At 43.3% G+C, this 25,482-nt stretch carries 26 protein-coding genes and 1 other annotated feature; of the genes, 23 read left to right on the forward strand and 3 right to left on the reverse strand.

The features are described 5' to 3' along the window. Position 1 precedes the first annotated feature (1 nt). From L0M85_RS00210 to ileS, 10 genes are all read left to right on the forward strand, one after another. Complete coding sequence (locus L0M85_RS00210) at positions 2-1,072, forward strand: UDP-N-acetylglucosamine--N-acetylmuramyl-(pentapeptide) pyrophosphoryl-undecaprenol N-acetylglucosamine transferase (protein WP_238656013.1); 1,071 nt, start codon at positions 2-4, stop codon at positions 1,070-1,072. Further along, entirely contained in the window at positions 1,069-2,277 is a 1,209-nt protein-coding gene (locus L0M85_RS00215; RefSeq protein WP_238656015.1) for an FtsQ-type POTRA domain-containing protein, read from the forward strand. Before L0M85_RS00210 ends, L0M85_RS00215 begins: the two co-directional genes overlap by 4 nt. Before the next feature lie 141 nt (positions 2,278-2,418). After that, a complete protein-coding gene (ftsA, locus tag L0M85_RS00220) occupies positions 2,419-3,759 on the forward strand; it encodes a cell division protein FtsA (protein WP_048687751.1) in 1,341 nt (446 codons plus the stop codon). 15 nt (positions 3,760-3,774) lie between these two features. Continuing rightward, entirely contained in the window at positions 3,775-5,052 is a 1,278-nt protein-coding gene (gene ftsZ / locus L0M85_RS00225) for a cell division protein FtsZ (RefSeq protein ID WP_048687753.1), read from the forward strand. A gap of 2 nt (positions 5,053-5,054) precedes the next feature. Further along, positions 5,055-5,723 (forward strand): YggS family pyridoxal phosphate-dependent enzyme, encoded by a 669-nt coding sequence (locus tag L0M85_RS00230; protein ID WP_238656017.1) that lies wholly within the window; start codon positions 5,055-5,057, stop codon positions 5,721-5,723. Between the two features lie 9 nt (positions 5,724-5,732). After that, positions 5,733-6,362 (forward strand): cell division protein SepF, encoded by a 630-nt coding sequence (locus L0M85_RS00235; protein ID WP_061563675.1) that lies wholly within the window; start codon positions 5,733-5,735, stop codon positions 6,360-6,362. Between the two features lies 1 nt (position 6,363). Further along, a complete protein-coding gene (locus L0M85_RS00240; protein WP_006596781.1) occupies positions 6,364-6,624 on the forward strand; it encodes a YggT family protein in 261 nt (86 codons plus the stop codon). Continuing rightward, a complete protein-coding gene (locus L0M85_RS00245) occupies positions 6,621-7,409 on the forward strand; it encodes a YlmH/Sll1252 family protein (protein WP_238656019.1) in 789 nt (262 codons plus the stop codon). The genes L0M85_RS00240 and L0M85_RS00245 overlap by 4 nt, the downstream gene beginning before the upstream one ends. 9 nt (positions 7,410-7,418) lie before the next feature. Then, positions 7,419-8,258, forward strand: a complete 840-nt coding sequence (locus L0M85_RS00250) for a DivIVA domain-containing protein (protein ID WP_238656021.1) — start codon at positions 7,419-7,421, stop codon at positions 8,256-8,258. Next, positions 8,249-8,465 (forward strand) — a binding site (T-box leader). It overlaps the preceding gene by 10 nt. A 52-nt stretch (positions 8,466-8,517) precedes the next feature. After that, entirely contained in the window at positions 8,518-11,310 is a 2,793-nt protein-coding gene (gene ileS / locus L0M85_RS00255) for an isoleucine--tRNA ligase (RefSeq protein ID WP_238656023.1), read from the forward strand. Between the two features lie 101 nt (positions 11,311-11,411). Here ileS and L0M85_RS00260 read toward each other — a convergent pair whose 3' ends face one another. From L0M85_RS00260 to L0M85_RS00270, 3 genes are all read right to left on the reverse strand, one after another. Continuing rightward, a complete protein-coding gene (locus L0M85_RS00260; protein ID WP_238656025.1) occupies positions 11,412-11,714 on the reverse strand; it encodes a DUF1827 family protein in 303 nt (100 codons plus the stop codon). Positions 11,715-11,781: 67 nt separating this feature from the next. Continuing rightward, a complete protein-coding gene (locus tag L0M85_RS00265) occupies positions 11,782-12,231 on the reverse strand; it encodes an NUDIX hydrolase (protein ID WP_238656027.1) in 450 nt (149 codons plus the stop codon). Positions 12,232-12,348: 117 nt separating this feature from the next. After that, a complete protein-coding gene (locus L0M85_RS00270) occupies positions 12,349-14,616 on the reverse strand; it encodes an ATP-dependent Clp protease ATP-binding subunit (RefSeq protein WP_238656029.1) in 2,268 nt (755 codons plus the stop codon). Positions 14,617-14,845: 229 nt separating this feature from the next. Between L0M85_RS00270 and L0M85_RS00275 the strand changes: the two genes are divergently transcribed. The 13 genes from L0M85_RS00275 (at position 14,846) to L0M85_RS00335 (ending at position 25,388) form a co-directional block, all read left to right on the forward strand. Next, positions 14,846-15,076 carry a DUF1797 family protein gene (locus tag L0M85_RS00275; protein WP_048789756.1) on the forward strand — a complete coding sequence of 77 codons (231 nt, stop codon included), beginning with the start codon at positions 14,846-14,848 and terminating at the stop codon, positions 15,074-15,076. A gap of 156 nt (positions 15,077-15,232) precedes the next feature. Continuing rightward, positions 15,233-16,090: a bifunctional methylenetetrahydrofolate dehydrogenase/methenyltetrahydrofolate cyclohydrolase gene (locus L0M85_RS00280; protein WP_048789755.1), complete on the forward strand. Its 858-nt coding sequence runs from the start codon at positions 15,233-15,235 to the stop codon at positions 16,088-16,090. A 121-nt stretch (positions 16,091-16,211) separates the two neighbouring features. After that, complete coding sequence (locus tag L0M85_RS00285; protein ID WP_048789754.1) at positions 16,212-17,036, forward strand: hypothetical protein; 825 nt, start codon at positions 16,212-16,214, stop codon at positions 17,034-17,036. Positions 17,037-17,039: 3 nt separating this feature from the next. Further along, positions 17,040-17,894, forward strand: coding sequence for an NAD(P)H-hydrate dehydratase (locus L0M85_RS00290; RefSeq protein ID WP_048789753.1), 855 nt, complete (start codon positions 17,040-17,042; stop codon positions 17,892-17,894). Positions 17,895-18,006: 112 nt separating this feature from the next. Continuing rightward, positions 18,007-19,347 (forward strand): exodeoxyribonuclease VII large subunit, encoded by a 1,341-nt coding sequence (xseA, locus tag L0M85_RS00295; RefSeq protein ID WP_048789752.1) that lies wholly within the window; start codon positions 18,007-18,009, stop codon positions 19,345-19,347. After that, entirely contained in the window at positions 19,325-19,537 is a 213-nt protein-coding gene (locus L0M85_RS00300; protein ID WP_006596769.1) for an exodeoxyribonuclease VII small subunit, read from the forward strand. The genes xseA and L0M85_RS00300 overlap by 23 nt, the downstream gene beginning before the upstream one ends. Next, positions 19,534-20,421: a polyprenyl synthetase family protein gene (locus L0M85_RS00305; RefSeq protein WP_048789751.1), complete on the forward strand. Its 888-nt coding sequence runs from the start codon at positions 19,534-19,536 to the stop codon at positions 20,419-20,421. The genes L0M85_RS00300 and L0M85_RS00305 overlap by 4 nt, the downstream gene beginning before the upstream one ends. After that, positions 20,402-21,217, forward strand: a complete 816-nt coding sequence (locus L0M85_RS00310; protein WP_048687779.1) for a TlyA family RNA methyltransferase — start codon at positions 20,402-20,404, stop codon at positions 21,215-21,217. The genes L0M85_RS00305 and L0M85_RS00310 overlap by 20 nt, the downstream gene beginning before the upstream one ends. Continuing rightward, positions 21,210-21,641, forward strand: a complete 432-nt coding sequence (locus L0M85_RS00315) for an arginine repressor (protein WP_048715457.1) — start codon at positions 21,210-21,212, stop codon at positions 21,639-21,641. Before L0M85_RS00310 ends, L0M85_RS00315 begins: the two co-directional genes overlap by 8 nt. Positions 21,642-21,648: 7 nt before the next feature. After that, complete coding sequence (recN, locus tag L0M85_RS00320; RefSeq protein ID WP_238656031.1) at positions 21,649-23,313, forward strand: DNA repair protein RecN; 1,665 nt, start codon at positions 21,649-21,651, stop codon at positions 23,311-23,313. Positions 23,314-23,329: 16 nt separating this feature from the next. Further along, positions 23,330-24,061, forward strand: coding sequence for a metallophosphoesterase (locus L0M85_RS00325; protein ID WP_238656033.1), 732 nt, complete (start codon positions 23,330-23,332; stop codon positions 24,059-24,061). A gap of 83 nt (positions 24,062-24,144) precedes the next feature. Further along, positions 24,145-24,978, forward strand: coding sequence for a DegV family protein (locus L0M85_RS00330; RefSeq protein WP_238656035.1), 834 nt, complete (start codon positions 24,145-24,147; stop codon positions 24,976-24,978). Between the two features lie 134 nt (positions 24,979-25,112). Next, positions 25,113-25,388 (forward strand): HU family DNA-binding protein, encoded by a 276-nt coding sequence (locus L0M85_RS00335; RefSeq protein ID WP_006596762.1) that lies wholly within the window; start codon positions 25,113-25,115, stop codon positions 25,386-25,388. Positions 25,389-25,482: the final 94 nt, after the last annotated feature.

The raw sequence follows: 25,482 nt of genomic DNA on the forward strand, positions 1-25,482 counted from the left end.
TATGAAAAAAATAGTATTCACAGGGGGAGGTACAGTTGGTCACGTGACCTTGAACCTTCTCCTCATCCCTCGCTTTATCGAGGATGGTTGGGAAGTTCATTATATTGGGGACAAGAAGGGGATTGAGCACCAAGAGATTTTGAAGTCTGGCTTGGATATCCATTTCCATTCGATTGCGACAGGCAAGCTCCGCCGTTATTTCTCTTGGCAAAACATGTTGGATATCTTCAAGGTCTTCTGGGGGATCCTCCAATCGATTTGGATCATGCTTCGTGTACGGCCACAGGTTTTGTTTTCTAAAGGAGGCTTCGTTTCAGTTCCTCCGGTAGTGGCTGCGCGACTTTGTTTTGTTCCTGTATTGGTCCATGAATCCGACCGTTCCATGGGCTTGGCTAATAAAATTGCTTATAAGTTTGCAACGAAAATGTTCACAACCTTTGAGCAAGCGAAAGGCCTAGTGAAAGCCCAACATGTGGGAGCTGTCACCAAGGTCAGTCAGGAACAAGTTCCAATCCCAGTTGAATTGGAAGTCGTTTTTGCTCAATTTGATCCACAGTTGCCAACCCTCCTCTTTGTGGGTGGCTCTGCTGGTGCACGAGTGTTCAATGAGTTTGTCACAAATCATCGAGAAGCCTTGCTGGCAAGCTACAATGTCATTAATTTGACAGGGGATTCCTCCTTGAATGAGCAAGCTCCTCATCTTTATCGAGTAGATTACGTGACGGATCACTATCTTCCTTTGCTTCACCAGGCAGATTTAGTGGTGACTCGTGGAGGTGCCAATACGATTTTTGAACTCTTGGCCATGAATAAGCTCCATATCATCGTTCCTCTAGGAAAAGAAGCTAGTCGGGGAGATCAGATTGAAAATGCTCAATATTTTGTAGAAAAAGGCTATGCAGAAAGCATCGCTGAGCAAGAATTGAGTATGGATCGGTTGCAAGAAACGATGGATAAAATATTCCAAGGGGCAGAAAGCTATCATCAAGCGATGAAGTCTTCAAATGAATTGCTTTCCTTGGATGAATTTTACAGTCTAGTCCATCAAGAAATTAATAAAAGGAAAAAATGACGGATAAGAAGAACCAAAAAACTCCTAAGGAAGTCACTAAGCTTTCTGAATGGCAGAGACGAAACCAGGAGTATCAAAAGAAAAAACAATTAGAAGAGCAAGAAGAAAAAGAAAAGAAGGCACAAGAAGAGAAGGAAAGACAGGAACTTCTGAATCAAAAAACTCCCTCTGAAGATCTAGATGCAGAAGAGCAAGATACCGAGACTGCAGAAGTAGAGGAAGATGAGAATGTAGCCGAGGAAGAAGTGCAAGAAACTCTTCCTGAAGAAACAGAAGAAGATGCTGAGGAAGAAAAAATCATCTACCTAACAGAACCTTCAGAAGCTATGCTCGAAGAAGAGGAACTGGCGAAGAAGGCTAAAAAGGAAGGTCAAATTGCAAGACGTCATATCTATCGGGCTATTCCTGTTTTGGTGATCAGTACTCTGATTGCTCTCTTTTCTGCCTATCTTTTAACCCCCTTAGCTAAGCAAAAAATCATCGAATTCTCAGGGAATAAAAATTCGGATCAGGCTTTGTTGTTTGAAAAGAGTCAGATCCAAGATCGGGATTATACCCTGACAACTTTTTTGAATCGGGATCGCTATCTTGCCAATATGAAGGCTGCGAGTCCGTGGGTCAAAGATATTTCGATGAACTATACTTTTCCTACGACTTTTAAGGTTCAGGTTGAGGAACACCAGGTCTTTGGTTACTATATGACGGAGGAAGATCACTATCCCATTTTAGAAAATGGGGAAGTGGTAGAGACACCAGTTGCTGCGGATCAGCTTCCCAAGGCTTACCTGACTGTTCGTTTTTCTGATCGTGAATTGGTCCGACAATTTGTGAAACAACTGGGGAAAATACCATCTTCTGTGCGCGCTGAAATTGAGTCAGTGGACTTGACACCGAGCAAGGTGACTAAGGATTTAGTGACGGTGACCATGAAGGATGGCACAAAGGTTTTAGTGCCTGTATCTCAGATCAAGCGTAAATTGCCTTATTACAATCAAATTCGCAAGCTAATTGAAGATGACAGTGTCATTGACATGGAAGCAGGTATATACAGTTACAATGCAGAAACAATGGCTACTTTAGCTCAGGAAAAGAAAGAAAAAGAAGAAGGGGAAGGGAACAAAACAGAAGAAGCTGATGCTAACTCGACAGATTCTGATGAGAGTGCAGTCGTAACCGAGCAACACGAAGAAGTTCCCGCTGAGTAAACCCTCATAAATTATCTGAAATAAATAAAGAAAATATGCCCACTATGGGCATTTTTGTGTTATAATGAAATTTGGATAGTTCTAACTAAAATGGAGCTATTAATTGACGTATAGGAAAACAAAAGAGAGAGGACTGGTGTAATGGCTAGAAACGGCTTTTTTACAGGTTTAGATATCGGTACTAGTTCAATAAAAGTATTGGTGGCAGAACATGTCAATGGAGAAATGAATGTAATTGGAGTCAGCAATGCGAAAAGTGCTGGCGTCAAAGATGGAATTATTGTTGATATTGAGGCTGCTTCTAATGCGATTAAAAGTGCAGTAAGCCAAGCAGAAGAAAAAGCAGGAATTTCAATCAATCTTGTGAACGTTGGGTTGCCAGCGAACCTTCTTCAAATTGAAGCAACTCAAGGAATGATTCCTGTAACCAGTGATTCAAAAGAAATTACGGATGCAGATGTTGAAAATGTTGTCAGATCTGCTTTGACAAAGAGTATGACTCCAGACCGTGAAGTCATTACCTTTATTCCAGAAGAGTTCACAGTTGATGGTTTCCAAGGAATCCGCGATCCACGTGGAATGATGGGAATCCGTTTGGAAATGCGTGGTCTCTTGTATACTGGTCCTAGAACTGTCCTCCATAATTTACGGAAAACAGTTGAACGTGCTGGTTTGCAAGTTGAGAACATCATTATTTCACCACTTGCAATGATTAAGTCTGTATTGAACGAAGGAGAACGTGAGTTTGGTGCGACCGTCATTGATTTAGGTGGAGGTCAAACGACAGTAGCTTCTGTTCGGAATCAAGAGCTTCAATTTACAAATATCTACCAAGAAGGTGGCGATTACGTTACTAAAGATATTTCTAAAGTATTGAAGACTTCTCAAAAATTAGCAGAAGGCTTGAAGTTCAACTATGGAGAAGCTTATGTTCCATCAGTTGGCGACGAAGTCTTCCATGTTGAGGTGATTGGTGAAGTAGAACCTGTCCAAGTATCTGAAAAATATTTGGCAGAAATTATTTCAGCTCGGATCAAACACATCTTCGACCAAATTAAACAAGATCTTGAAAGAAGACATTTGCTTGATTTGCCTGGAGGAATTGTCATCATCGGTGGTGGCGCTATTCTCCCTGGTATTGAAGAATTGGCGCAAGAAGTCTTTGGTGTAAATGTGAAATTGTACGTTCCAAATCAAATTGGAATCCGCAATCCAGCTTTTGCCCACGTGATTAGCTTGTCTGAATATGCAGGAAACCTTACAGATGTAGATATTCTTGCTCAGGCTGCTGTACATGGGGACCAACGTCTTCGTCAGCAACCAATTCAGTTTGAACGACCAGTACAGCAACCAGTTGTTCCGGAAGAAATTGAACCATTAGTAAACGTCGAGCAACAACATCCGGTTGAAGAACAAAATAGAGAAGAGAAAACTAGCCTTACAAACCGAATGAAGAATTTAATCGGTAATATGTTTGATTAAGGAGTGTAAGCATTTATGACATTTTCATTTGACACAGCAGCGACACAAGGCGCAGTTATTAAAGTAATCGGTGTCGGAGGTGGTGGTGGCAATGCCATCAACCGCATGATTGACGAAGGAGTTGCTGGTGTAGAATTCATCGCAGCAAACACAGACGTACAAGCACTTTCAAGTGCAAAAGCAGAAACAGTTATCCAATTGGGTCCTAAATTGACTCGTGGTTTGGGTGCTGGAGGTCAACCTGAGGTTGGTCGCAAAGCCGCAGAAGAAAGTGAAGAAGTATTGACAGAAGCTTTGCAAGGTGCAGACATGGTCTTTATCACTGCAGGAATGGGTGGAGGATCTGGTACAGGTGCTGCACCAGTTATCGCTCGTATTGCTAAAGCTGTTGGTGCTTTGACAGTAGCCGTTGTGACACGTCCTTTTGGATTTGAAGGAACTAAACGCGGAAACTTTGCAATCGAAGGAATCAATGAACTTCGCGAGCATGTGGATACTTTGTTGATTATTTCTAACAACAACTTGTTAGAAATTGTAGATAAGAAAACACCACTTCTTGAAGCATTGAGTGAAGCAGATAATGTCCTTCGCCAAGGGGTTCAAGGGATCACTGACTTGATCACAAGCCCAGGCTTGATTAACCTTGACTTCGCTGACGTGAAGACTGTTATGGAAAATAAAGGAAATGCCTTGATGGGTATTGGTGTAGGTAATGGTGAAGAGCGTGTCATTGAAGCAGCTCGTAAAGCTATCTACTCACCACTCCTTGAAACAACCATTGACGGTGCTGAAGACGTGATCGTCAACGTTACTGGTGGTTTGGATATGACCTTGATTGAAGCAGAAGAAGCTTCTGAAATTGTTAACCAAGCAGCTGGTCATGGCGTAAACATTTGGCTTGGTACATCTATTGATGAATCAATGAAAGATGAAATCCGCGTAACTGTTGTCGCAACTGGTGTTCGTCAGGACAAAGTTGAAAGAGTTAGTGGAATTGCATCTCATGCACCAAGTTCAGCACGTTACTATCAAACTGGACCACGTGAACAACGTCCACAAAATCCACAGTTTGATCGTGACTTCGATTTGAAGGAAGAGATCGAAATGCCTACTCCTCAATCACGTGCCAAACAAGAAACACCTCGTGGATCTGCGTTTGGAGATTGGGACATTCGTCGTGAAAACATTGTACGTCAGTCTGATACTAGCGCTGGTCGTCAAGTTGAACGCTATGTGGATTCTTCTTCAGAAGATGATGAGTTGGAAACACCACCATTTTTCCGTAATCGTTAAGAATGAATCTGATTGAAAATAAAGAGCGAATATTCTCGCAGGTTGCACAAGCAATGGAAACAGCAAACCGCAGGGATCAGGTCAATGTGATTGCTGTTACTAAGTATGTTGGTATCGACCAAGCTAAGGCTTTGGTTGATACAGGAGTCTGTCATATCGGTGAAAACCGTGTTGATAAATTTCTAGAAAAATACCAAGCTCTAAAAGATGAGGGACTGACCTGGCATTTGATCGGTAGTCTCCAACGTCGTAAAGTAAAAGAAGTTATCAATTTTGTAGATTACTTCCATGCTTTAGATTCTATGAAGCTTGCCCAAGAAATTCAAAAAAGGGCGAGTCACCCAATTAAATGTTTTATACAAGTCAATATTTCTGGAGAGGAAAGCAAGCATGGATTTGCTCCTGAAGAGCTAGATGCGGTTCTTCCTGAACTAGAAGGCTTGGATAACCTACGGATTGTTGGCTTAATGACGATGGCTCCTTTTGAGGCAAGTCAGGACGAGTTGCAAGCCATATTTGCAGCAACTCACCAACTTCAAAAAGAATTACAAAAGAAACAGTTGAAAAATATGCCCTTTACAGAGTTAAGCATGGGAATGAGTCGTGATTATGATGTGGCGATTGCTAACGGTGCGACTTTTGTGCGAATTGGGACCTCGTTTTTCAAATAGGAAAGAATTATGTCATTTAAAGATAGATTTGATCGATTGATTGATTATTTTACTGAAGATGGAGATGAGTACGATGTGCAAGAAGCGCCTGCTCAAGCAGTCGGTGCTAGCCAACCTGTAGCATCCCCTAAACCAGTACAACCATCATCAAAACCACGTCAAAAAGCTGTGGTAGCTGCCAAGGAGCAGAAACCTACTCCTGTTGCAGCTAGTCGTCCACAAGTAGCTTCTACAGCAGTGGTTGAATCAGCTTCATCTCAAAAATCATCTTCTGAAAATATTACTCGACTTCATCAACGTCAACAAGAGTTGGCAAAAAATCGTTCTGCTGCAGATGAAAAGATTACAATTGATGTACGCTACCCTCGTAAATATGAAGAAGCAACTGAAATTGTTGACTTGTTGTTGGCAAACGAAAGTATTCTTATCGATTTCCAATACATGACAGAAGTTCAAGCAAGAAGATGTTTGGATTATTTGGATGGTGCTCGCTATGTATTAGCCGGGAATCTACGTCGTGTTGCAAGTACTATGTACTTATTAACACCAATCAATGTCGTTGTGAATATTGAAGATATTCGCCTTCCAAATGATGTCGAAGTTGCTGAGTACGACTTTGATATGAAACGAAATCGTTAATATGTTTGTCCTACAATTAGTTAGAAATTTCTTTCAGGTTTTTGAGCTAGTACTAATCATCTATGCTTTGCTTAGTTGGTTTCCAAATGCATCAGAATCGGCTTTAGCTAAAATGGTTCAACGGATCGTCGAACCATTTTTGAGCCTATTTAGAAAGATTCCTTTGCAATTTGGTGGGTTAGACTTTACAGTCATGTTTGCCTTACTTGCTCTATCCGTAGTGGAACGGTTTGTCCTTCAATTTTTGGTGCAATTTATATGACCAAGGGATTTTATCAACACTATAGTCCAGAAGACCACGTCTTTATAGATCGAGTTCTAGAATTAGTAGCTCGAGTGGAGCAACAGTATAGTTTTGAACTGACTTCCTTTTTAAATCCACATCAGGTTGATATTTTACGACAAATTGGTGCCCACCACGGTTTGCAGGTGTTTTCAAGTGCAGAAATCTATCCTACAGAATATGCACGAGTGATTCTTGCTCCCAGCTACTATCAGTTAGAGGCATCTGATTTTGAAATGAGTCTGTTAGAAGTTCTTTATCCGGATAAGTTTTATCGGTTAAGTCACTCTCAAGTTTTGGGTTCGCTTCTCCATCAATTAGGCATAGAAAGAAAGTCTTTTGGTGATATTCTAGTTGGACAAGGGAAAATTCATATCTATGTGGATGAACGTTTCTCCTCCTATTTTAAAGAGAATCTTAAGAAGATCGCAAAAGCATCTGTCAAGATTCGTGAGGTTGACTGTCGAGAACGGATCACCGTAGACGAACCGTCCAAACTCAAAGATCTATTGGTTACTAGTGTTCGACTTGATAAACTAGTAGCTTCTACCTTTAAACTTGCTCGGTCTGTAGCTGTTCAATTGGTTCAGTCGGGACAGGTAAAGGTAAACTATGCCACTATTGATAATCCTAGCCGGATGATCCAAGTAGCAGATTTAATTAGTGTTCGAAAGTATGGCCGATTTAAAATACTATCAGAAAATGGCCTATCAAAAAGTGGAAAATACAAATTAACGGTTGAAGTATTTTCCAGTAGAAAATAAGGAGGAACTATGGCACTTACAGCTTTAGAAATCAAAGATAAACGCTTTTATGTAAAATTTAGAGGCTACGATGCTAAAGAAGTTGAAGAGTTTCAAGACATGGTCTACCGAGACTATGAAAAATTAGTTCGTGAAAATCATGAATTGGAAACAAAAATTAGTGCGTTGGAAGAGCGCTTGAACTACTTTGACGAAATGAAAGACTCTTTGAGTCAATCAGTATTGATCGCTCAAGATACAGCAGAACGTGTGAAACATGCGGCAAATGAACGCTCAGAAACAATCGTTCGTCAAGCGGAGCAAGATGCTCACCATTTAGTTGAAGAAGCAAAAGCAAAAGCAAATGAAATTCTTCGTCATGCTACAGACAATGCCAAGAAAGTTGCCGTAGAAACGGAAGAATTGAAGAATAAGACGCGTGTCTTCCACCAACGTTTGAAATCAACTATCGAAAGCCAATTGAGCATCATTGATACACCAGAATGGGATGAAATTCTTCGCCCAACTGCTATGTATATTCAAACAAGTGATGAAGCATTTCGTGAAATTGTTGAGAAAGCTTTGGGTGAATCTGTTCATCATCATTCAGAAGATGCTAACATTGATTTGACACGTCAATTTACTTCAGCTGAAATTGAAGAATTGCAAAAACGTATTGAGGCAGCTAACTTAGAGTTAGGTGCAACTCAAGCTTTTCAAGGATTGAATGAAAAAGTGAAAGAAGCATTGGAAGAAGCAGAAAAAAATCATGAAGATCAAGATTCTATTGATGTTGTCTTAGAAACTCCTGAAGCTGATGATATCGATGCTCCAGGAGAAGGACAACGTGAATCTGTTTCAATCTTATAATCTGTAAAAACAGTGACCTTATCAAATAGTTTTAGCGAGCAGGTGATGGTGGAAGACTTGCACTTCCTTTGTTAAGGTTGATCCTTTTACGAATCTTAGTGGTGAAATGAGTAACCACTAACGCTGGTCAGCGTTAACGACAAAAGAGGAGAAAGAGAGTACTCTCTTTCTTGAATGAAGGTGGTACCACGACTTGTCGTCCTTTTTGGCGAGGTCGTGGTCTTTTATTTTGTAGAATTATTTTTTTAGAGGAGACACCATGAAACTCAAAGAAACACTGAATTTAGGGAAGACAGAGTTCCCGATGCGGGCTGGTCTGCCTACAAAAGAGCCAGTTTGGCAAAAAGAATGGGAAGAAGCAAAGCTTTACCAACGTCGTCAAGAATTGAACCAAGGAAAACCACATTTCACCTTGCATGATGGCCCTCCGTATGCCAACGGAAATATCCACGTAGGACATGCCATGAACAAGATTTCAAAAGATATCATTGTTCGTTCTAAGTCTATGTCAGGTTTTTATGCACCGTACATCCCAGGTTGGGATACACACGGTTTGCCAATCGAGCAAGTCTTGGCTAAACAAGGTGTCAAACGCAAAGAAATGGACTTGGTTGAGTACTTGAAACTTTGCCGCGACTACGCCCTTTCTCAAGTAGATAAACAACGCGAAGACTTTAAACGCTTGGGTGTTTCAGGTGACTGGGAAAATCCTTATGTGACCTTGACGCCTGATTATGAAGCGGCGCAAATCCGTGTCTTCGGTGAAATGGCTAACAAAGGCTATATCTACCGTGGAGCTAAGCCAGTTTACTGGTCATGGTCTTCTGAGTCAGCGCTTGCTGAAGCGGAAATTGAATACCATGACTTGGTATCAACATCACTTTATTATGCCAACAAGGTTAAAGATGGCAAAGGTGTCCTAGACACTGATACTTATATCGTTGTTTGGACAACAACTCCATTTACTATCACTGCTTCTCGTGGTTTGACTGTTGGTGCGGATATTGATTACGTTTTGGTTCAACCTGCTGGTGAAGCTCGTAAGTTTGTGGTTGCTGCTGAATTGTTGAACAGCTTATCTGAAAAATTTGGTTGGGCGGATGTTCAAGTTTTGTCGACTTACCGTGGTCAAGAATTGAACCATATCGTGACAGAGCACCCATGGGATACTGCAGTAGATGAACTTGTTATCCTTGGTGACCACGTTACAACAGACTCCGGTACAGGTATCGTCCATACAGCCCCTGGTTTTGGTGAAGATGACTACAATGTCGGTGTTGCTAATGGTCTCGAAGTTGCTGTAACTGTCAACGAACGCGGGATCATGATGGCCAACGCGGGTGAGGAATTCGAAGGTCAATTCTACGACAAGGTTGTACCAACGGTTATTGAAAAACTTGGAAATCTTCTTCTTGCTCAAGAAGAAATCTCTCACTCCTACCCATTTGACTGGCGTACGAAAAAACCAATCATCTGGCGTGCTGTGCCACAATGGTTTGCCTCAGTATCGAAATTCCGTCAAGATATCCTAGATGAAATTGAAAAAGTGAAGTTTCACTCAGAATGGGGGAAAGTCCGTCTTTACAACATGATCCGTGACCGTGGTGACTGGGTTATCTCTCGTCAACGTGCTTGGGGTGTGCCACTCCCAATCTTCTACGCTGAAGATGGCACACCAATCATGACGGCTGAAACCATCGAACATGTAGCTCAACTCTTTGAAGAGAACGGTTCCATCATCTGGTGGGAACGGGATGCTAAAGATCTCTTGCCAGAAGGATTTACCCATCCTGGTTCACCAAATGGTGAATTCAAGAAAGAAACAGACATCATGGATGTATGGTTCGACTCTGGTTCATCATGGAATGGTGTTGTGGTTAACCGTCCAGAACTCAAATACCCAGCTGATCTCTACCTTGAAGGTTCAGACCAATACCGTGGTTGGTTCAACTCATCTCTTATCACATCTGTGGCGAATCATGGTGTCGCACCATACAAACAAATCTTGTCACAAGGTTTTGCCCTTGACGGTAAAGGTGAGAAGATGTCTAAATCACTTGGAAATACCATTGCTCCAAGCGATGTTGAAAAACAATTTGGTGCGGAAATCTTGCGTCTTTGGGTAACCAGTGTTGACTCAAGCAACGATGTGCGTATCTCTATGGATATCTTAAGCCAAGTTTCTGAGACTTACCGTAAGATCCGTAACACTCTTCGTTTCTTGATCGCCAATACTTCTGACTTTAACCCAGCTGAGGATGCAGTAGCTTACGAAGAACTTCGTTCCGTTGACAAGTACATGACCATTCGTTTTAACCAGCTTGTCAAGACCATTCGTGATGCTTATGCTGACTTTGAATTCTTGACAATCTATAAAGCACTTGTTAACTTTATCAACGTTGATTTGTCTGCCTTCTACCTTGACTTTGCTAAAGATGTTGTTTACATCGAAGGAGCTAAGTCACTTGAACGCCGTCAAATGCAAACAGTCTTCTATGATATCCTTGTGAAAATCACCAAACTCTTGACACCGATCCTTCCTCACACAGCAGAGGAAATCTGGTCTTATCTTGAGTTTGAAGCGGAAGAATTCGTTCAATTGTCAGAATTACCAGAAGCTCAGACTTTTGCCAACCAAGAGGAAATCTTGGATACCTGGTCAGCCTTCATGGACTTCCGTGGCCAAGCTCAAAAAGCCTTGGAAGAAGCGCGTAACGAGAAAGTGATTGGTAAATCTCTTGAAGCTCACTTGACCGTTTATCCAAACGAAGTGGTGAAAACTCTTCTTGGAGCTGTTGATAGCAATGTAGCACAACTCTTGATTGTCTCTGAATTGACTATCGCAGAAGGACCAGCTCCAGAAGGTGCAGTAGCCTTTGAAGATGTAGCCTTCACAGTTGAACGGGCTACTGGTGAAGTTTGTGACCGTTGCCGTCGTATCGACCCAACAACTGCAGAACGCCACTACCATGCAACCATCTGTGACCACTGTGCAAGCATCGTTGAAGAGAACTTTGCAGACGCAGTTGCAGAAGGTTTTGAAGCAAAATAATAGATATCAAAAGAAGTTCCATAATGGAACTTCTTTTTTGGTGGCTAGAATGATGTATCGTGTCCATCGTCAGGGCAATAAAAAAGTAAGGCGGAATGGCCTTACTTTTTTATTGGGAAAGAAATTTCGATCAGTTTATCGGAGTAGAGCGTTTTAATAGTAGATTGGTCGATGATTTTGAGATCAATCTTGCGTTTTAAAAAGAACTCACGAATTTTTTCAACTTCTGTTTCACGAATGGCACGGTGTTTGTTACTAATCAGCAATTCGTAATGAGTAGGAGCTTTGGTAAAGATAACATCGGTGTTACCAGCTGAATAGACCTCAACAAGGGTAGCATCGGTACTTTCTAATTGACTTTTGACCAAATTAGCATGACTATTTGTTGTATTCATAAGCTTCATGTGAGATCCTCCTAAGCTCTTTCTCCATTTATTATAGCACTTTTTTTTATTTTGTGAAAGAAGTCGCTTACAATTTTTGGGCAGATTTCCACATTTTGATTCCCCATTTATGGCTTCCTCTTTTTAACTTTTCAATGGCTTCGTCAATGGGGAACCAGGCAATGTTATTGAAATCCTCTAGTGGCTTTTGAGCTTCTACAAAGTCAGTTACTTCATAGATATAAGCAGGATTGTAGTAGTGGGTGTCGCGGTGACTGGAGTAGAAGTACTCATCTGCTTGTCCATAATACTCGCCGATGGTCGCAGTGAATCCCAGCTCTTCGATCAGTTCGCGCTCGAGTGCCAAGAAATGATCTTCTCCTGCCTCGATCTCACCACCTGGTAGGAACCAAGCCCCATTTGGAGCTTGGACCAGGATGATTTTATCCTTTGCTGAATTTGGAATCACCGCATAGACTCCATAACGATTGACATAGTCAACATTTTCTTCTCTTGTTCCAAAAGTTGCAACAGTCATAATGATACTCGCTTCTTATTTTTTTATCATTATAACATAGATGGACATAAAAAGCAGTAGGAGATGAAAATAAGAGAGATTCCTGGTAGCTACTAGGAATCTCTCTGTGGATTGCGATTATTCAGTTACTTTTTCTGCTTCGTTCGCAGGTTTGCTCTTTCCTTTGATGCAAATCTTCCCATTGCTGGTCATGACAGCCTTCAGATCTTTCTCACTAGGATTTTCTAGGTAGTAATCTGTAATGGCATCTTCGATATAGTCTTGAATGGTGCGACGAAGAGGACGTGCCCCCATTTTCGGATCGTAGCCCAAATCAACCAGTTTCTCCTTGACCTTATCGGTAACATCCAGGTGGATATCATTGTGGGCTAAGCGTTGGTTGACATCGTCTAACATGAGAGTGACGATTTGAAGGAGGTTTTCCTTAGACAAGGCTTTGAATTCAATGATGCCGTCAAAGCGGTTCATGAATTCTGGACTGAAGAAGTTCCCCAGTTCACCTAGGATAGAATTGGTACGACCTTCACGAGCCGCCCCAAAGCCGACATTAGCCTCCGCTTTTCCAGTTCCCGCATTGGAAGTCATGATAATAATGGTATCTTTGAAGCTCACCGTTCGACCTTGCCCATCTGTCAAGCGACCATCGTCTAAGACTTGGAGGAACATATGCATGACATCTGGGTGGGCCTTTTCGACCTCATCCAAGAGGATGAGAGAGTAAGGGTTGCGACGCACCTTTTCAGTCAGCTGGCCTGCTTCTTCATAGCCGACGTAGCCTGGAGGTGCACCGACCAATTTGGCAACGGCATGTTTCTCCATATACTCACTCATATCAAAGCGAATCATACTGTCAGCAGAACCAAAGAGTTCGATGGCCAATTGCTTGGACAACTCGGTCTTCCCGACACCAGTTGGTCCAACAAAGAGGAAGCTACCAATTGGACGGTTTGGTGTTCCAAGCCCTACCCGGTTTCGACGGATGGCCTTAGCAATTTTTTCAACAGCCTCATCTTGACCGATGACATGAGCCTTCAAGTCAGCTGCCAAGTTGATCAATTGGGATTGTTCTTTTTCTTTCAAATCGCCAACTGGAATATTGGTCTTTTGCTCGACGATGTGTTCGATGGTCTTTTCGCTAATGACTGGCGTATCTTGATCAGTGACCTGTTGCCCTTGCATTTCTTTGTACTTAGCGATTTGGTCGCGGAAGTAGGCTGCCTTTTCAAAGTCTTCATCACGCGTCGCTTGAGCCTTGAGATTTTCGGCTTCAATTAAGCGTTGGTCGATGACTTTGGGATCGACAAAATTGAGGGTCAAGTTCATCTTAGAGCCGGCTTCGTCCAAGAGGTCAATGGCCTTGTCTGGCAAGAAGCGGTCTTGGATATAGCGATTGGAAAGGAGAGCCGCAGCCTCGATTGCACCATCAGTGTAGTGGACGTGGTGGTAGTCCTCGTATTTCTTTTGAATGCCTTTGAGGATAGTGATGGTTTCTTCCACTGTAGGTTCGTCGACCTTAACGGGTTGCATCCGGCGTTCAAGTGCCGCATCTTTTTCGATAATACGATACTCGTTGAGTGTCGTCGCACCGACTAATTGCAATTCGCCACGAGCGAGGGCTGGTTTGAGGATATTTCCAGCATCCATATTGCCGTCTCCAGCAGATCCAGCACCGACAATTTCATGGATCTCATCGATAAACAAAATCACATCTTCCCGGCGACGGATTTCCTCCATCAATTGTTGCATGCGCTCTTCAAATTGCCCTCGGATCCCAGTTCCTTGAACCAGGCTGACAACGTCTAAGCGAATGACTTCCTTGCCTTGCAATTTATGAGGAACATCTCCATCGACAATCTTTTGCGCTAGCCCTTCTACGACAGCTGTTTTTCCGACACCGGGTTCCCCAATCAGGACAGGGTTGTTCTTTGTTCGACGGTTGAGGATTTCAATGACACGAAGAATTTCATCGTCACGGCCAATGACCGGATCGATATCCCCACGACGAGCAATTTCAGTAACGTTAATTCCAAACTCTTCTAGGAGGCCCTTTGGTTGTTGTTTGGCTTGGGGTCTGCTTGGTCCTGAAGAACGACCGTTTCCATTAGAACCATAGCCGTTTCCACCACCATAGCCTCCTCCAGATTGGGTCGGAGGGGTTTGGGGTTCTTGTGGAGCCTGGAAGTTTCCTAGTTGATTGAAGAAATCTTCAAAAGGATCCCGTCCTCCTCGATTTTGTTGGTTTAATCCTGCGAGCAGACTATTGTTAGGATCCGTTTTCATAATTTGATAGCAGTTCTGGCAAAGGTCTACTTGTTGTTGGTGGCCATTCACGTTCGTATAAAGATGAATGGTTGAATCATTGATTTTACAGTTTTGACAAAGCATTCTCTTACCTCTTTCTCTAGGGTAAAAAGTGTAAAAACTATTGGTCAGAAATAGTCAAACTTTTATAGTTTCATTATAGCAGTATTCTAAAAGTTTGCAAGAATTTAGTATGAAGTCCGGTTTTAGGCATGGAATAAAGAGGAAAATAGCGGAAAAGTTGATTTTTATTGGAATTTCCTCCTTCTTTTATGATAAAATAGGAGAGTAGAAAGTAAATAGGAGAATCAAAATGGAATCACATTTGGTACGAATTATCAGCCGTTTGGAAGCGATGATGAAAGACGGTGGAAACTTAAAACGTAATTTTGAACGTGAAGGAGTTGTAGTTGCTGAAGTAGCTTACAACTATGATGAAGAAAATGGATCAGTATTTACTCTTCGTGATGTAGAAGCGCGTGAGACCTATACATTCGATAGCATTGACTTAATCGCAATGGAAATCTACGAATTGTTGTACTAAGAAGTATCAAACAAGAGTCTAGACCATCTAGTCTCTTTTTTGTTGGAAGAAATTAGTTATAGTTTCTTCTTATAACCTTGTCTAATCAAGAAGTGTTAGGAGCAGGTTCACAAATCTGATATAATAGAGAAGATATTGAATAGAAAAGAGATTGAGATGACACATGTAATTGATGGGAAGGCCTTGGCAGTAAAATTGCAGGGGGAATTAGCAGAAAAAACCGCTCGCTTAAAGGCTGAGACTGGTCAGGTCCCAGGCTTGGTAGTGATTTTGGTAGGAGAAAACCCAGCTAGCCAGGTCTATGTCCGCAATAAAGAACGGTCAGCTTTGGCAGCAGGATTTCGAAGTGAAGTGGTTCGAGTGCCAGAAAGCATTTCCCAAGAGGACTTGTTGGCCCTCATTGACCGCTACAATCAGGATCCACTCTGGCATGGAATTTTGGTTCAGTTGCCTCTACCAGCCCATATCGACGATGAGGCAGTTTTGTTAGCCATTGATCCGGCTAAGGATGTCGATGGCTTCCATCCTCTCAATATGGGACATCTTTGGGCAGGAAATCCGATCATGGTCCCCTCTACACCAGCAGGGATTATGGAAATGTTCCGGGAATATGATATCGATGTTGAAGGGAAAAATGCAGTCGTCATTGGCCGTTCAAACATCGTTGGGAAACCGATGGCCCAGCTTCTCCTAGCAAAAAATGCAACGGTGACCTTGACCCATTCGCGGACTCATCATTTGGCTAAAATTGCTAGAAAAGCCGATATCTTAGTGGTGGCAATTGGTCGTGCCAAATTTGTTACAGCTGACTTTGTCAAAGAGGGAGCGGTCGTTATCGATGTCGGAATGAACCGTGACGAAAATGGGAAGCTCTGTGGAGACGTCGACTATGAACAAGTAGCTCCTCTGGCTAGTCACATCACTCCGGTTCCAGGTGGCGTTGGTCCTATGACCATTACCATGCTGATGGAGCAGACCTATCAGGCTGCAGTGCGTAGTTTGGATAAAAATTAAGTTTATGATGAAAAATGGTTGAGATAGTAATTTCTCGACCTTTTTATTTATTATAAACCCTGTTTTGTCAATTGAAGTTTAATTCTATCTTTTTGTAGTATAATGAAGTAGAGGTGATTATATGATTGTAAAAGTTTGTAATTCAGATTATAGTCTCCAGTGGGATGGAATTTATCAATTTGCCCTTGAAAGCTATCCTCAGATTAAAGAATGGGAATTGGAGAAGCTAGCAAAGTTTATTGCTTATGAGCGCGACCATCATCGTCAGACCAATGTGGAATGTGAGAATCATGAATTAAATATACAAATTCATGATTACTTGCAAGAGCATAGCTATTTTCCTCCGTACAGACCAAGTCATCGCCTTGTAGCTTCTACCTATGATATCCAGAGGAAGTTGGTTACTTCAAATTATTGTAGTCATACTTGTACAGTTGAGGTGGCTAAGGCTATTTTTCAGACTGGAAAACTCATGTCGGCGGTAAAAGTATTTGGTAAAAGTGGGGCTGAGCTAGTTACAGATAGTCGTAATGCAGCTTCTGATCCAGCAGACTATTTTGACTATATCATGTTCGGATGGTCTAATACGACTTCGGGTTACCGACTCGCTATGGAGCGTTTGTTAGGACGGGCACCGTCTGAGGAGGAATTGCAAGAAAAGTTCATTCCTGGCGTTAGTTTTCATTTTCTGTATGAAGAATTAATTCAAGCACCAGGTTATATGTTTGATGGCTATCATGTTGCGAAGGTAAGAGATAGTTTAGATTTGGATACCTTTCTTCATTTGTGTGTTATTCCTTCAAAAGATAAGTCTTGTTTTGAAAGCTTGATTCCTTGTCAATTACAAGATAGAGTGATTTACCTAGACTATGAGGGAGAAGGGTTACAGGCTTGGAATACTAAGGTTAATCAAGTACTACATGGTAAGGATAAGTTGAAGGAGTAGTGTATGAAAGAGATTGATCAAGCTCTTTTGAAAAAAGTTATCATCGAGCGTCCTCGTTCTAGTCATAAGGGAGACTATGGGCGTCTGCTCTTGATTGGAGGGACCTATCCCTATGGTGGAGCCATTATTATGGCAGCCCTCGCAGCGGTTCATAGTGGAGCAGGACTTGTCACGGTAGCGACAGACCGAGAGAATATCCCTTCCCTTCATAGTCAGCTACCTGAAGCCATGGCATTTGCTGTGACGGACCAAGAATTATTGGCTGAGCAAATCGCAAAAGTAGGCGTCATTTTATTGGGACCAGGACTCAATGCCAATGAGCTAGGGGGACACCTTGTAGAACTTGTTTTTGAAAGAGTTCAACCTCATCAAGTGCTCATTCTAGATGGTGGGGCCATTAGCCTCTATACTCGCTTAGGACTTTCTCTTCCTCCAGCTCAACTGGTCTTTACTCCTCATCAAAAAGAATGGGAGGCCATGTCCGGGCTAGCAATCGGAGATCAAGGGGAAGAAGCAACAAGGCAGTCTCTGTCCCAACTTCCTCCAGCAAGTATTTTAGTCCAAAAGGGTCCTCAGACTAAGATCTGGCAACAAGGGCAGACAGATTATTACCAACTATCGGTTGGAGGCCCCTATCAAGCAACGGGTGGTATGGGCGATACTTTAGCAGGGATGATTGCGGGCTTTGCGGGTCAATTTCCGCAAGTTGGACTCTATGAGCGCGTGGTAGTTGCCAGTCACCTTCATTCGGGCATTGCAGACGATTTGAGCAAGAATGCCTACGTGGTTTTACCGACCGCGATTAGTAAAGAAATTCCAAAATGGATGAGGGAAATTTGCCTTTCCAACTGCCAATAAAAAATCAAGTCTCAGATGATGAAATCTGAGGCTTTTTCCGTAGGTAGAATCAGATTTTTCCGCTTATTTTTGGTATAATTTATACTAGAATTTTCCGTGTGAAAGGGGAACTATGTCAGAGTATTTATCGGTATCCAGTCTGACCAAATACCTCAAGTTAAAATTTGATAAGGACCCCTATCTAGAGCGGGTCTATTTGACGGGTCAGGTCTCGAATTTCCGTAAGCGTCCCAATCACCAGTATTTTTCTCTAAAGGATGAAAAAGCTGTGATCCAGGCGACTGTCTGGGCTGGGATTTATAAGAGTTTCGGCTTTGAGCTCGAAGAAGGCATGAAGATCAATGTCATCGGTCGGATCCAACTCTATGAGCCAAGTGGCAGTTATTCCATTGTCATCGAAAAGGCGGAGCCAGATGGCGTCGGTGCTCTAGCTATTCAGTTTGAGCAGTTGAAAAAGAAACTCCAGGAAGAAGGCCTTTTTCAAGAGAAGTTCAAACAGGCTATCCCCCAGTTCTCCAAGAAAATTGGGGTTATTACCAGTCAGAGTGGGGCCGTTATTCGCGATATTATCACGACTGTTTCGCGGCGCTTTCCGGGCGTGGAGATTCTCCTTTTTCCAACCAAGGTACAAGGAGAGGGAGCTGCCCAAGAAATTGTCGCCAATATCCAAAAGGCCAATGATCGGTCGGACCTCGATGTCTTGATCATCGGTCGTGGTGGTGGCTCCATCGAAGACCTGTGGGCCTTTAATGAAGAGCCAGTTGTGCGGGCTATTTTTGAGTCTAGAATTCCCATTATTTCCAGTGTAGGGCATGAGACAGATACTACTCTAGCAGACTTTGTCGCAGATCGCCGGGCAGCAACTCCTACAGCTGCGGCTGAGTTGGCAACGCCTGTGACCAAGTTGGACCTGCTCAATCATTTGCAGAAGCAGGAAGGGCGGATGGCAACCGCTATGCGCAATCGCCTAGTCTATCATCGAGAACGCCTGAAAAAACTAAGCCAATCGGTCATCTTCCGTCAGCCAGAGCGGCTGTACGATTCTTACCTGCAAAAGCTGGATCAGATTCAGTTGCGATTGAAACAGGCTGTGTCAGAGTCGGTTACCAGAAATAGCCGCCAGTTACAAGAACTCCGCCATCGATTGGCTTCCCAAGCGCCACAGCATCAGCTCGAGCGTTATCGAGACCAGATTCTCCAGATGGAGCGATTGCTGACCTTGAAAGTCAAGGAGCTCTACCAGACAAAAGCAGCAGATGCCAAGCGCCTATCGGAAGCTCTCTTGATGTTGGATACCAGTCGCATTGTGGCTAGAGGCTACGCCTTGGTACAGGCTGGAGATCATGTTTTGGATAGCGTGGATACAATCAAAGAAAAGGATGCCTTGACGCTAGTCATGCGGGATGGGCAAGTAGAAGTAGAGGTAAAGCATGTCGAAAGAAAAGAAATTTGAAGAAAATTTAGCTGATTTGGAAGCTATTGTCCAAAAGTTGGAAAGTGGGCAAGTGCCCCTCGAAGAGGCCATCTCAGAGTTTCAGAAAGGAATGAAGCTATCAAAAGACTTGCAAGAAACACTTGATCAGGCTGAAAAGACCTTGGTCAAGGTGATGCAAGCAGATGGCTCAGAAACGGAACTAGTATGATTCTAGAAGAAAAACTGCAAGGGGTTGAAAAAGCGATAGAAGGTTTCTACGAGGCTAAACAAATCGCTCCCCGCTTGGTAGAATCTATCCTCTATTCAGTCCATGCAGGGGGGAAACGGATTCGACCTTTGCTCTTATTGGAGTTGCTGGAAGCCTTTCATGCTCCCATCCTTGAAGCTCATTTTCAGGTGGCAGCCGCTCTTGAAATGATTCATACGGGAAGCTTGATTCATGATGATTTACCAGCCATGGATAATGATGATTATCGTCGTGGTCAATTGACCAACCATAAAAAGTTTGGGGAAGACCTAGCCATCTTAGCAGGAGACTCGCTCTTCTTAGATGCCTTTGGCTGTGTGGCAGAGGCAGACCTTCCAGCTTCTATCCGGGTGCAACTGATTGCTCTGTTATCGGATGCTTCAGGGACAGCTGGGATGGTGGCAGGCCAAGTCTTGGATATGGAAGGGGAAGGGGCGAGCCTGACCTTGGACCAGTTGCAAGTCATCCATGCCAATAAGACGGGGCGACTGCTCGCCTATCCATTCCAAGCAACAGGGATCCTCTTAGAGCTTGAGCCAGCTATCGCGACTCTCTTAGAGGAAATTGGCCTCCATTTAGGATTGGCCTTCCAGATTCGGGATGATATTTTGGATGTGACTGCTGATTTTGCCTCCTTAGGGAAAACCCCTCAGAAGGACCTGCAAGCTGAAAAATCGACCTATCCTGCCCTCCTCGGTCTAGATGGAGCTCAGGATTATTTGGACCGGGAGCTAGATGCCTGTGAGGACTTGCTCAATCGCATCTCTCAGCAGGTAGACTTCGACGGGACTGGAATCAAAAAGATTATAGAAAGACTTAGAATTCATGGCGAAGGAAAGAGTTGACGTACTGGCCTACAAGCAGGGACTTTTTGAAACCCGGGAGCAGGCCAAACGCGGTGTGATGGCTGGTCTGGTCGTTGCGGTCCATAATGGCGAGCGCTTCGATAAACCAGGCGAAAAAATTGACGAAGCGACAGAATTAAAACTCAAGGGTGAAAAACTCAAATATGTCAGTCGTGGTGGTCTCAAGTTAGAAAAGGCCTTGGACCTTTTTGAGATTGATCTGCAGGATAAGGTCACACTGGATATCGGGGCTTCGACAGGAGGCTTTACGGATGTCATGCTCCAAAATGGGGCTGCCTTGGTCTATGCAGTGGATGTAGGGACCAATCAGTTGGCATGGAAGCTTCGTCAGGATCCTCGTGTCATCTCGATGGAGCAGTTCAACTTCCGCTATGCGACGTCTGAGGATTTTGAGCAAACCCCAAGCTTTGCTAGCATTGATGTTAGTTTTATTTCCCTCAACCTCATCTTGCCAGCCCTCCATGGGATTTTACAAGAGGGAGGCCAGGTGGTCGCCCTTGTCAAACCCCAGTTTGAAGCTGGTCGAGAGCAGATTGGGAAAAATGGGATTATCAAGGATGCCAAGGTCCATCTGTCCGTCCTGGAACAGGTTCAAGGCTTTGCGTTAGAACATGGCTTCTCCGTCTTGGGAGTGGATTATTCACCGATCCAAGGGGGCCATGGCAATATTGAATTTTTACTTTATTTAGAAAAAAATACCGGGCAAGATCGTCTTCAACTGCAAGAGTTTGCGGCGGTTGTAGAAAAAGCCCACACTGACTTTAAACATGAATAGTAAACAAAACCGATTAGAAAAAATACGCCGCTTTATCCGAGAAAATAAAGTGGGTACTCAGGATGCCATTGTCGAACATCTGAGGGAAGCTGGAATTTCTGCGACACAAGCGACTGTTTCCCGCGATATTAAAGAGTTGGGGATTATTAAAACGCCTTTAAAAGGTTCTGCCTATGTCTATGAATTGCCACGCGTCCAACATAGTGGAAAATTAGCAGAAAATAATCTTCAATCCTTTGAACGCATGGGGAGCTTTTTGACCCTCAAGCTTGTCCCAGGGACAGCCTATCTAGTCAAGCGGCATCTACAAGAAGATTTTGATGACATCATCTTTAGCATGATTTCAGACGACAATAGTATTTTGATTGTGGCCCGCTCGGAAGAAAAGGCTCAGTTTATTGAACAACGATTGATGGAATGGTAGGAGAGAGATGCTATTAGAAATTTCAATTAAGAACTTTGCCATCATTGAAGAAATCGCTCTGAATTTTGAAACAGGGATGACGGTTTTAACCGGTGAAACTGGAGCAGGAAAATCCATCATTATCGATGCTATGAATATGATGCTGGGGAGCCGGGCGACGACCGATGTCATCCGTCACGGTGCTCCTAAGGCTGAGATTGAAGGCCTCTTTGCCATTGACGAAAATCCTGCCCTTCAGCAGTTATTTGAGGAGCAGGGCTTAGAATGGGCAGAGGAGTTGATTATTCGCAGAGAAATTTTCCAGAATGGTCGGAGTGTTAGCAGGATCAATGGGCAGATGGTCAACCTCTCCGTTCTCAAGGCCGTTGGCCAGCATTTGGTGGATATTCATGGCCAGCACGATCAGGAAGAACTGATGCGGGCTCCATTGCATATCGCTATGCTGGATAGCTTTGGGGAGGATACTTTTTTTGCGACTAAGAAGGCCTATAGAGAGACCTTTGAGAATTATAAAACCTTGCGCAAGCAGGTCTTGCAGATCCAAAAAAGTAACCAGGAAAACCAAGCTCGCATCGAAATGCTGGAATACCAAATTTCGGAAATCGAGGCGGCCGCCTTGTCCCTGGATGAAGATGTCCAGTTAGAGCAAGAACGGCAACGCCTGCTCAATCATAAGATGATTGCGGATACCCTAAGCAATGCTTATGCCATGCTGGATGCAGAAGACTTTTCCAGTCTTAGCAATGTGCGGTCGGCCATGAATGATCTGCAAAGCATCGAAGAGTATGATGCAGAATACAAGGTCTTGTCTGATCAAATGGCCGAGACCTACTATACTCTGGAGGATTTGACCAAGCGCTTGGAGGATCTGGTAGATGGCTTGGACTTTGATGGTAACCGCTTGATGCAGGTGGAAGCTCGACTAGACCTGATCCACTCAATCACGCGTAAGTACGGCGGTCAGGTAAAGGATGTTCTTGATTATCTGGAGCAAATCAGCAAGGAATATAGCCTATTAACAGGAGGGGGAACCTCCTCTGAAGACTTGGAGAAAGAACTCAAGTCCATGGAAGGTCAGCTGGTTGGCTTGGCTAAAGAACTGAGTCAAGGGCGTCATGACTTGGCCCAGCAGCTGGAAGCAGAGATCCAGCAGGAACTAGCGGATCTCTACATGGAAAAAGCCCGTTTCCAAGTGCGTTTTACTTCATCTAAATTTAACCGTGAAGGGAACGAAACGGTTGAGTTTTATATTTCGACCAACCCTGGGGAGGACTTTAAGTCTTTGGTAAAAGTAGCATCAGGTGGAGAATTGTCCCGTCTCATGTTGGCCATCAAGTCAGCCTTTTCCCGCAAAGAAGGCAAGACCAGTATCGTCTTTGACGAGGTGGATACAGGGGTATCTGGTCGGGTCGCTCAAGCCATTGCTTCGAAGATTTATAAGATTGGGCGTTATGGACAGGTGCTAGCCATCTCTCATTTACCTCAGGTGATTGCAGTAGCCGATTACCAGTTCTTTATCGAAAAAGTAAGTGATGAATTTTCAACGGTTTCGACCGTTCGTTTGCTCAGTCATGAAGAACGGGTCGAAGAAGTAGCCAAGATGCTAGCTGGTGAAGATGTGACAGAAGCAGCCCGCATGCAGGCAGAACAATTGCTAAAACGGCCGTCCTAAAAAGAAAGGAACTGATATGGGAAGCTATTTCGTAGTGGGAGACATTCATGGAAAAGCAGGTATGCTGGAGGAACTGATGACTCATTGGGATGGTCAGTCCCAGTTGGTTTTTCTCGGAGATCTGATAGACCGTGGAGAAGATAGTCGTAGAGTGATCGAACTGGTCAAAGATTTTGTCGAACAGCAAGGGGCCATCTGTCTTTCTGGGAACCACGAATACATGTTTTTAGCCTGGATTGATAATCCGATCGAACGCTACGACCATTACCGACGAAATGGTGGTGATACCACGATTAACTCTCTGCTTGGTCGACCCCTCACAGCTCCAGTAGATGGCGTGGAGGATGCTCGGCTAGTGCAAGAGACTTGTGAGGACCTAGTTGCTTTCATCCGTTCGCTTCCTTTTGTCTATGAAACAGAACACTATATTTTTGTGCATGCTGGCCTTGACTTAACCTTGCCTGATTGGCACGAAACGACGGATTACCAAATGGTCTGGATTCGCCAGCCCTTCCATGAAGCGACCAATCAGACAGGAAAGACCATTGTTTTTGGCCATACCCCGGTTCACTATCTCTTGGATCAAAAGATTGGAACCAAGGAACTCTGGCTGACCGAAGATGGGAAGATTGGCATGGATGGTGGTGCTGTTTATGGTGGCGTCCTCCATGGCATCCTCTTTGATGAAAGTGGAATGAAGGCCGATGTTGCTTTGCTAAATGAGGGACTTGCAGCTATCGATGAGTAAGTAAATAGGACTTTGTCCCACAAAAGCCTAGAAAATTTGATATAATAGAGTGGATATATCTAAGAAAAGATTGTAGGAATGTTATGTCACAAGTAAAAATTGTTACAGACTCATCCGTAACGATTGAGCCTGAAGTTGTTGAAAAATACGGAATTACCATCGTTCCCCTCTCCGTCATGGTGGACGGTGTCCTCTATTCAGATGCGGAATTAACAGAAGGACAATTCCTTCAGTTGATGAAGTCCAGTAAGAACCTTCCAAAGACCAGTCAACCTCCAGTAGGTGTGTTTGCGGAAGCCTTCGAAGGTCTGGCGGAAGAAGGGGCGCAAATTATTGCGATCCATATGTCCCATGCCTTATCTGGTACAGTGGAAGCTGCACGTCAAGGTGCTACCTTAGCCAATGCAGATGTCACGGTGATCGATAGTAGCTTTACGGACCAAGCCATGAAGTTCCAAGTGGTGGAAGCAGCGAAACTGGCTCAAGAAGGAGCTAGCGTAGAGGAAATTGTAGCTCGCATTGAAGAGGTCAAGCAAAAATCTAGACTCTACATTGGGGTTTCTACTCTGGAAAACTTGGTTAAAGGAGGCCGGATTGGACGCGTAACTGGTTTATTGAGTTCCCTTTTGAATATTCGGGTGGTCATGGAAATGAAGAATGATGAACTGCAACCGATTGTCAAAGGACGCGGACAGAAAACCTTTAAAAAATGGTTGGACGAGTTGATGCAAGAATTATCCGGTAAAGAAATCGCTGAGATAGGAATTTCCTATGCTGGTGGACCTGACTTTGCTAACGAAATGAAGGCGCAATTACAGCCTTTTGTTGCAACTCCAATCTCTGTTTTAGAAACAGGTTCGATCATTCAAACCCACACTGGTGAAGATGCTTGGGCAGTTCTTGTCCGATTTGCATAGAAGCCCGTCAGTAAAGGAATTTATTCCTAGATAAATGTTGATAAAAACAAGTTTAGTACTTGACCTAAAAGCATTTTTTAGATATGATAGAGATGTTAAGGGTAAAACCTAAAAAAATTTGGAGGATTTGTTAAATGGCTAACAAACAAGATTTGATCGCAAAAGTGGCAGAAGCTACAGAATTGACTAAAAAAGACTCAGCAGCAGCAGTTGATGCTGTATTTGCAGCTGTTTCAGAATACCTTTCAAAAGGTGAAAAAGTTCAATTGATCGGTTTCGGTAACTTCGAAGTTCGTGAACGTGCAGCTCGTAAAGGTCGCAACCCACAAACTGGTAAAGAAATCAAAATCGCTGCTTCTAAAGTTCCAGCATTCAAAGCTGGTAAAGCTCTTAAAGACGCAGTTAAATAATTGTGATTACAAAGGTTCCTTCTAGCTTGCTAGAAGGGATTTTTTGTTTTGGAGTCCTTTCTAGACAGGGCCTATAAATAGGAGTATAATAGAA

The organism is Streptococcus sp. DFI.7.26 (assembly GCF_022240605.1).
Classification (GTDB): Bacteria; Bacillota; Bacilli; order Lactobacillales; family Streptococcaceae; genus Streptococcus; species Streptococcus xiaochunlingii.

Excerpts from the sequence above, each read along its gene's own strand:
- L0M85_RS00275 (WP_048789756.1), top strand. The coding sequence starts at position 14,846 with ATGGAATCACATTTGGTACGAATTATCAGCCGTTTGGAAGCGATGATG.
- ftsA (WP_048687751.1), top strand. The coding sequence starts at position 2,419 with ATGGCTAGAAACGGCTTTTTTACAGGTTTAGATATCGGTACTAGTTCA.
- recN (WP_238656031.1), top strand. The coding sequence starts at position 21,649 with ATGCTATTAGAAATTTCAATTAAGAACTTTGCCATCATTGAAGAAATC.
- L0M85_RS00230 (WP_238656017.1), top strand. The coding sequence starts at position 5,055 with ATGAATCTGATTGAAAATAAAGAGCGAATATTCTCGCAGGTTGCACAA.
- L0M85_RS00325 (WP_238656033.1), top strand. The coding sequence starts at position 23,330 with ATGGGAAGCTATTTCGTAGTGGGAGACATTCATGGAAAAGCAGGTATG.
- L0M85_RS00335 (WP_006596762.1), top strand. The coding sequence starts at position 25,113 with ATGGCTAACAAACAAGATTTGATCGCAAAAGTGGCAGAAGCTACAGAA.
- L0M85_RS00260 (WP_238656025.1), bottom strand. The coding sequence starts at position 11,714 with ATGAAGCTTATGAATACAACAAATAGTCATGCTAATTTGGTCAAAAGT.
- L0M85_RS00300 (WP_006596769.1), top strand. The coding sequence starts at position 19,325 with ATGTCGAAAGAAAAGAAATTTGAAGAAAATTTAGCTGATTTGGAAGCT.
- L0M85_RS00285 (WP_048789754.1), top strand. The coding sequence starts at position 16,212 with ATGATTGTAAAAGTTTGTAATTCAGATTATAGTCTCCAGTGGGATGGA.
- L0M85_RS00250 (WP_238656021.1), top strand. The coding sequence starts at position 7,419 with ATGGCACTTACAGCTTTAGAAATCAAAGATAAACGCTTTTATGTAAAA.
- L0M85_RS00305 (WP_048789751.1), top strand. The coding sequence starts at position 19,534 with ATGATTCTAGAAGAAAAACTGCAAGGGGTTGAAAAAGCGATAGAAGGT.
- L0M85_RS00280 (WP_048789755.1), top strand. The coding sequence starts at position 15,233 with ATGACACATGTAATTGATGGGAAGGCCTTGGCAGTAAAATTGCAGGGG.
- L0M85_RS00270 (WP_238656029.1), bottom strand. The coding sequence starts at position 14,616 with ATGCTTTGTCAAAACTGTAAAATCAATGATTCAACCATTCATCTTTAT.
- L0M85_RS00315 (WP_048715457.1), top strand. The coding sequence starts at position 21,210 with ATGAATAGTAAACAAAACCGATTAGAAAAAATACGCCGCTTTATCCGA.
- ftsZ (WP_048687753.1), top strand. The coding sequence starts at position 3,775 with ATGACATTTTCATTTGACACAGCAGCGACACAAGGCGCAGTTATTAAA.
- L0M85_RS00215 (WP_238656015.1), top strand. The coding sequence starts at position 1,069 with ATGACGGATAAGAAGAACCAAAAAACTCCTAAGGAAGTCACTAAGCTT.
- L0M85_RS00330 (WP_238656035.1), top strand. The coding sequence starts at position 24,145 with ATGTCACAAGTAAAAATTGTTACAGACTCATCCGTAACGATTGAGCCT.
- L0M85_RS00265 (WP_238656027.1), bottom strand. The coding sequence starts at position 12,231 with ATGACTGTTGCAACTTTTGGAACAAGAGAAGAAAATGTTGACTATGTC.
- xseA (WP_048789752.1), top strand. The coding sequence starts at position 18,007 with ATGTCAGAGTATTTATCGGTATCCAGTCTGACCAAATACCTCAAGTTA.
- L0M85_RS00240 (WP_006596781.1), top strand. The coding sequence starts at position 6,364 with ATGTTTGTCCTACAATTAGTTAGAAATTTCTTTCAGGTTTTTGAGCTA.
- L0M85_RS00290 (WP_048789753.1), top strand. The coding sequence starts at position 17,040 with ATGAAAGAGATTGATCAAGCTCTTTTGAAAAAAGTTATCATCGAGCGT.
- ileS (WP_238656023.1), top strand. The coding sequence starts at position 8,518 with ATGAAACTCAAAGAAACACTGAATTTAGGGAAGACAGAGTTCCCGATG.
- L0M85_RS00310 (WP_048687779.1), top strand. The coding sequence starts at position 20,402 with ATGGCGAAGGAAAGAGTTGACGTACTGGCCTACAAGCAGGGACTTTTT.
- L0M85_RS00235 (WP_061563675.1), top strand. The coding sequence starts at position 5,733 with ATGTCATTTAAAGATAGATTTGATCGATTGATTGATTATTTTACTGAA.
- L0M85_RS00245 (WP_238656019.1), top strand. The coding sequence starts at position 6,621 with ATGACCAAGGGATTTTATCAACACTATAGTCCAGAAGACCACGTCTTT.
- L0M85_RS00210 (WP_238656013.1), top strand. The coding sequence starts at position 2 with ATGAAAAAAATAGTATTCACAGGGGGAGGTACAGTTGGTCACGTGACC.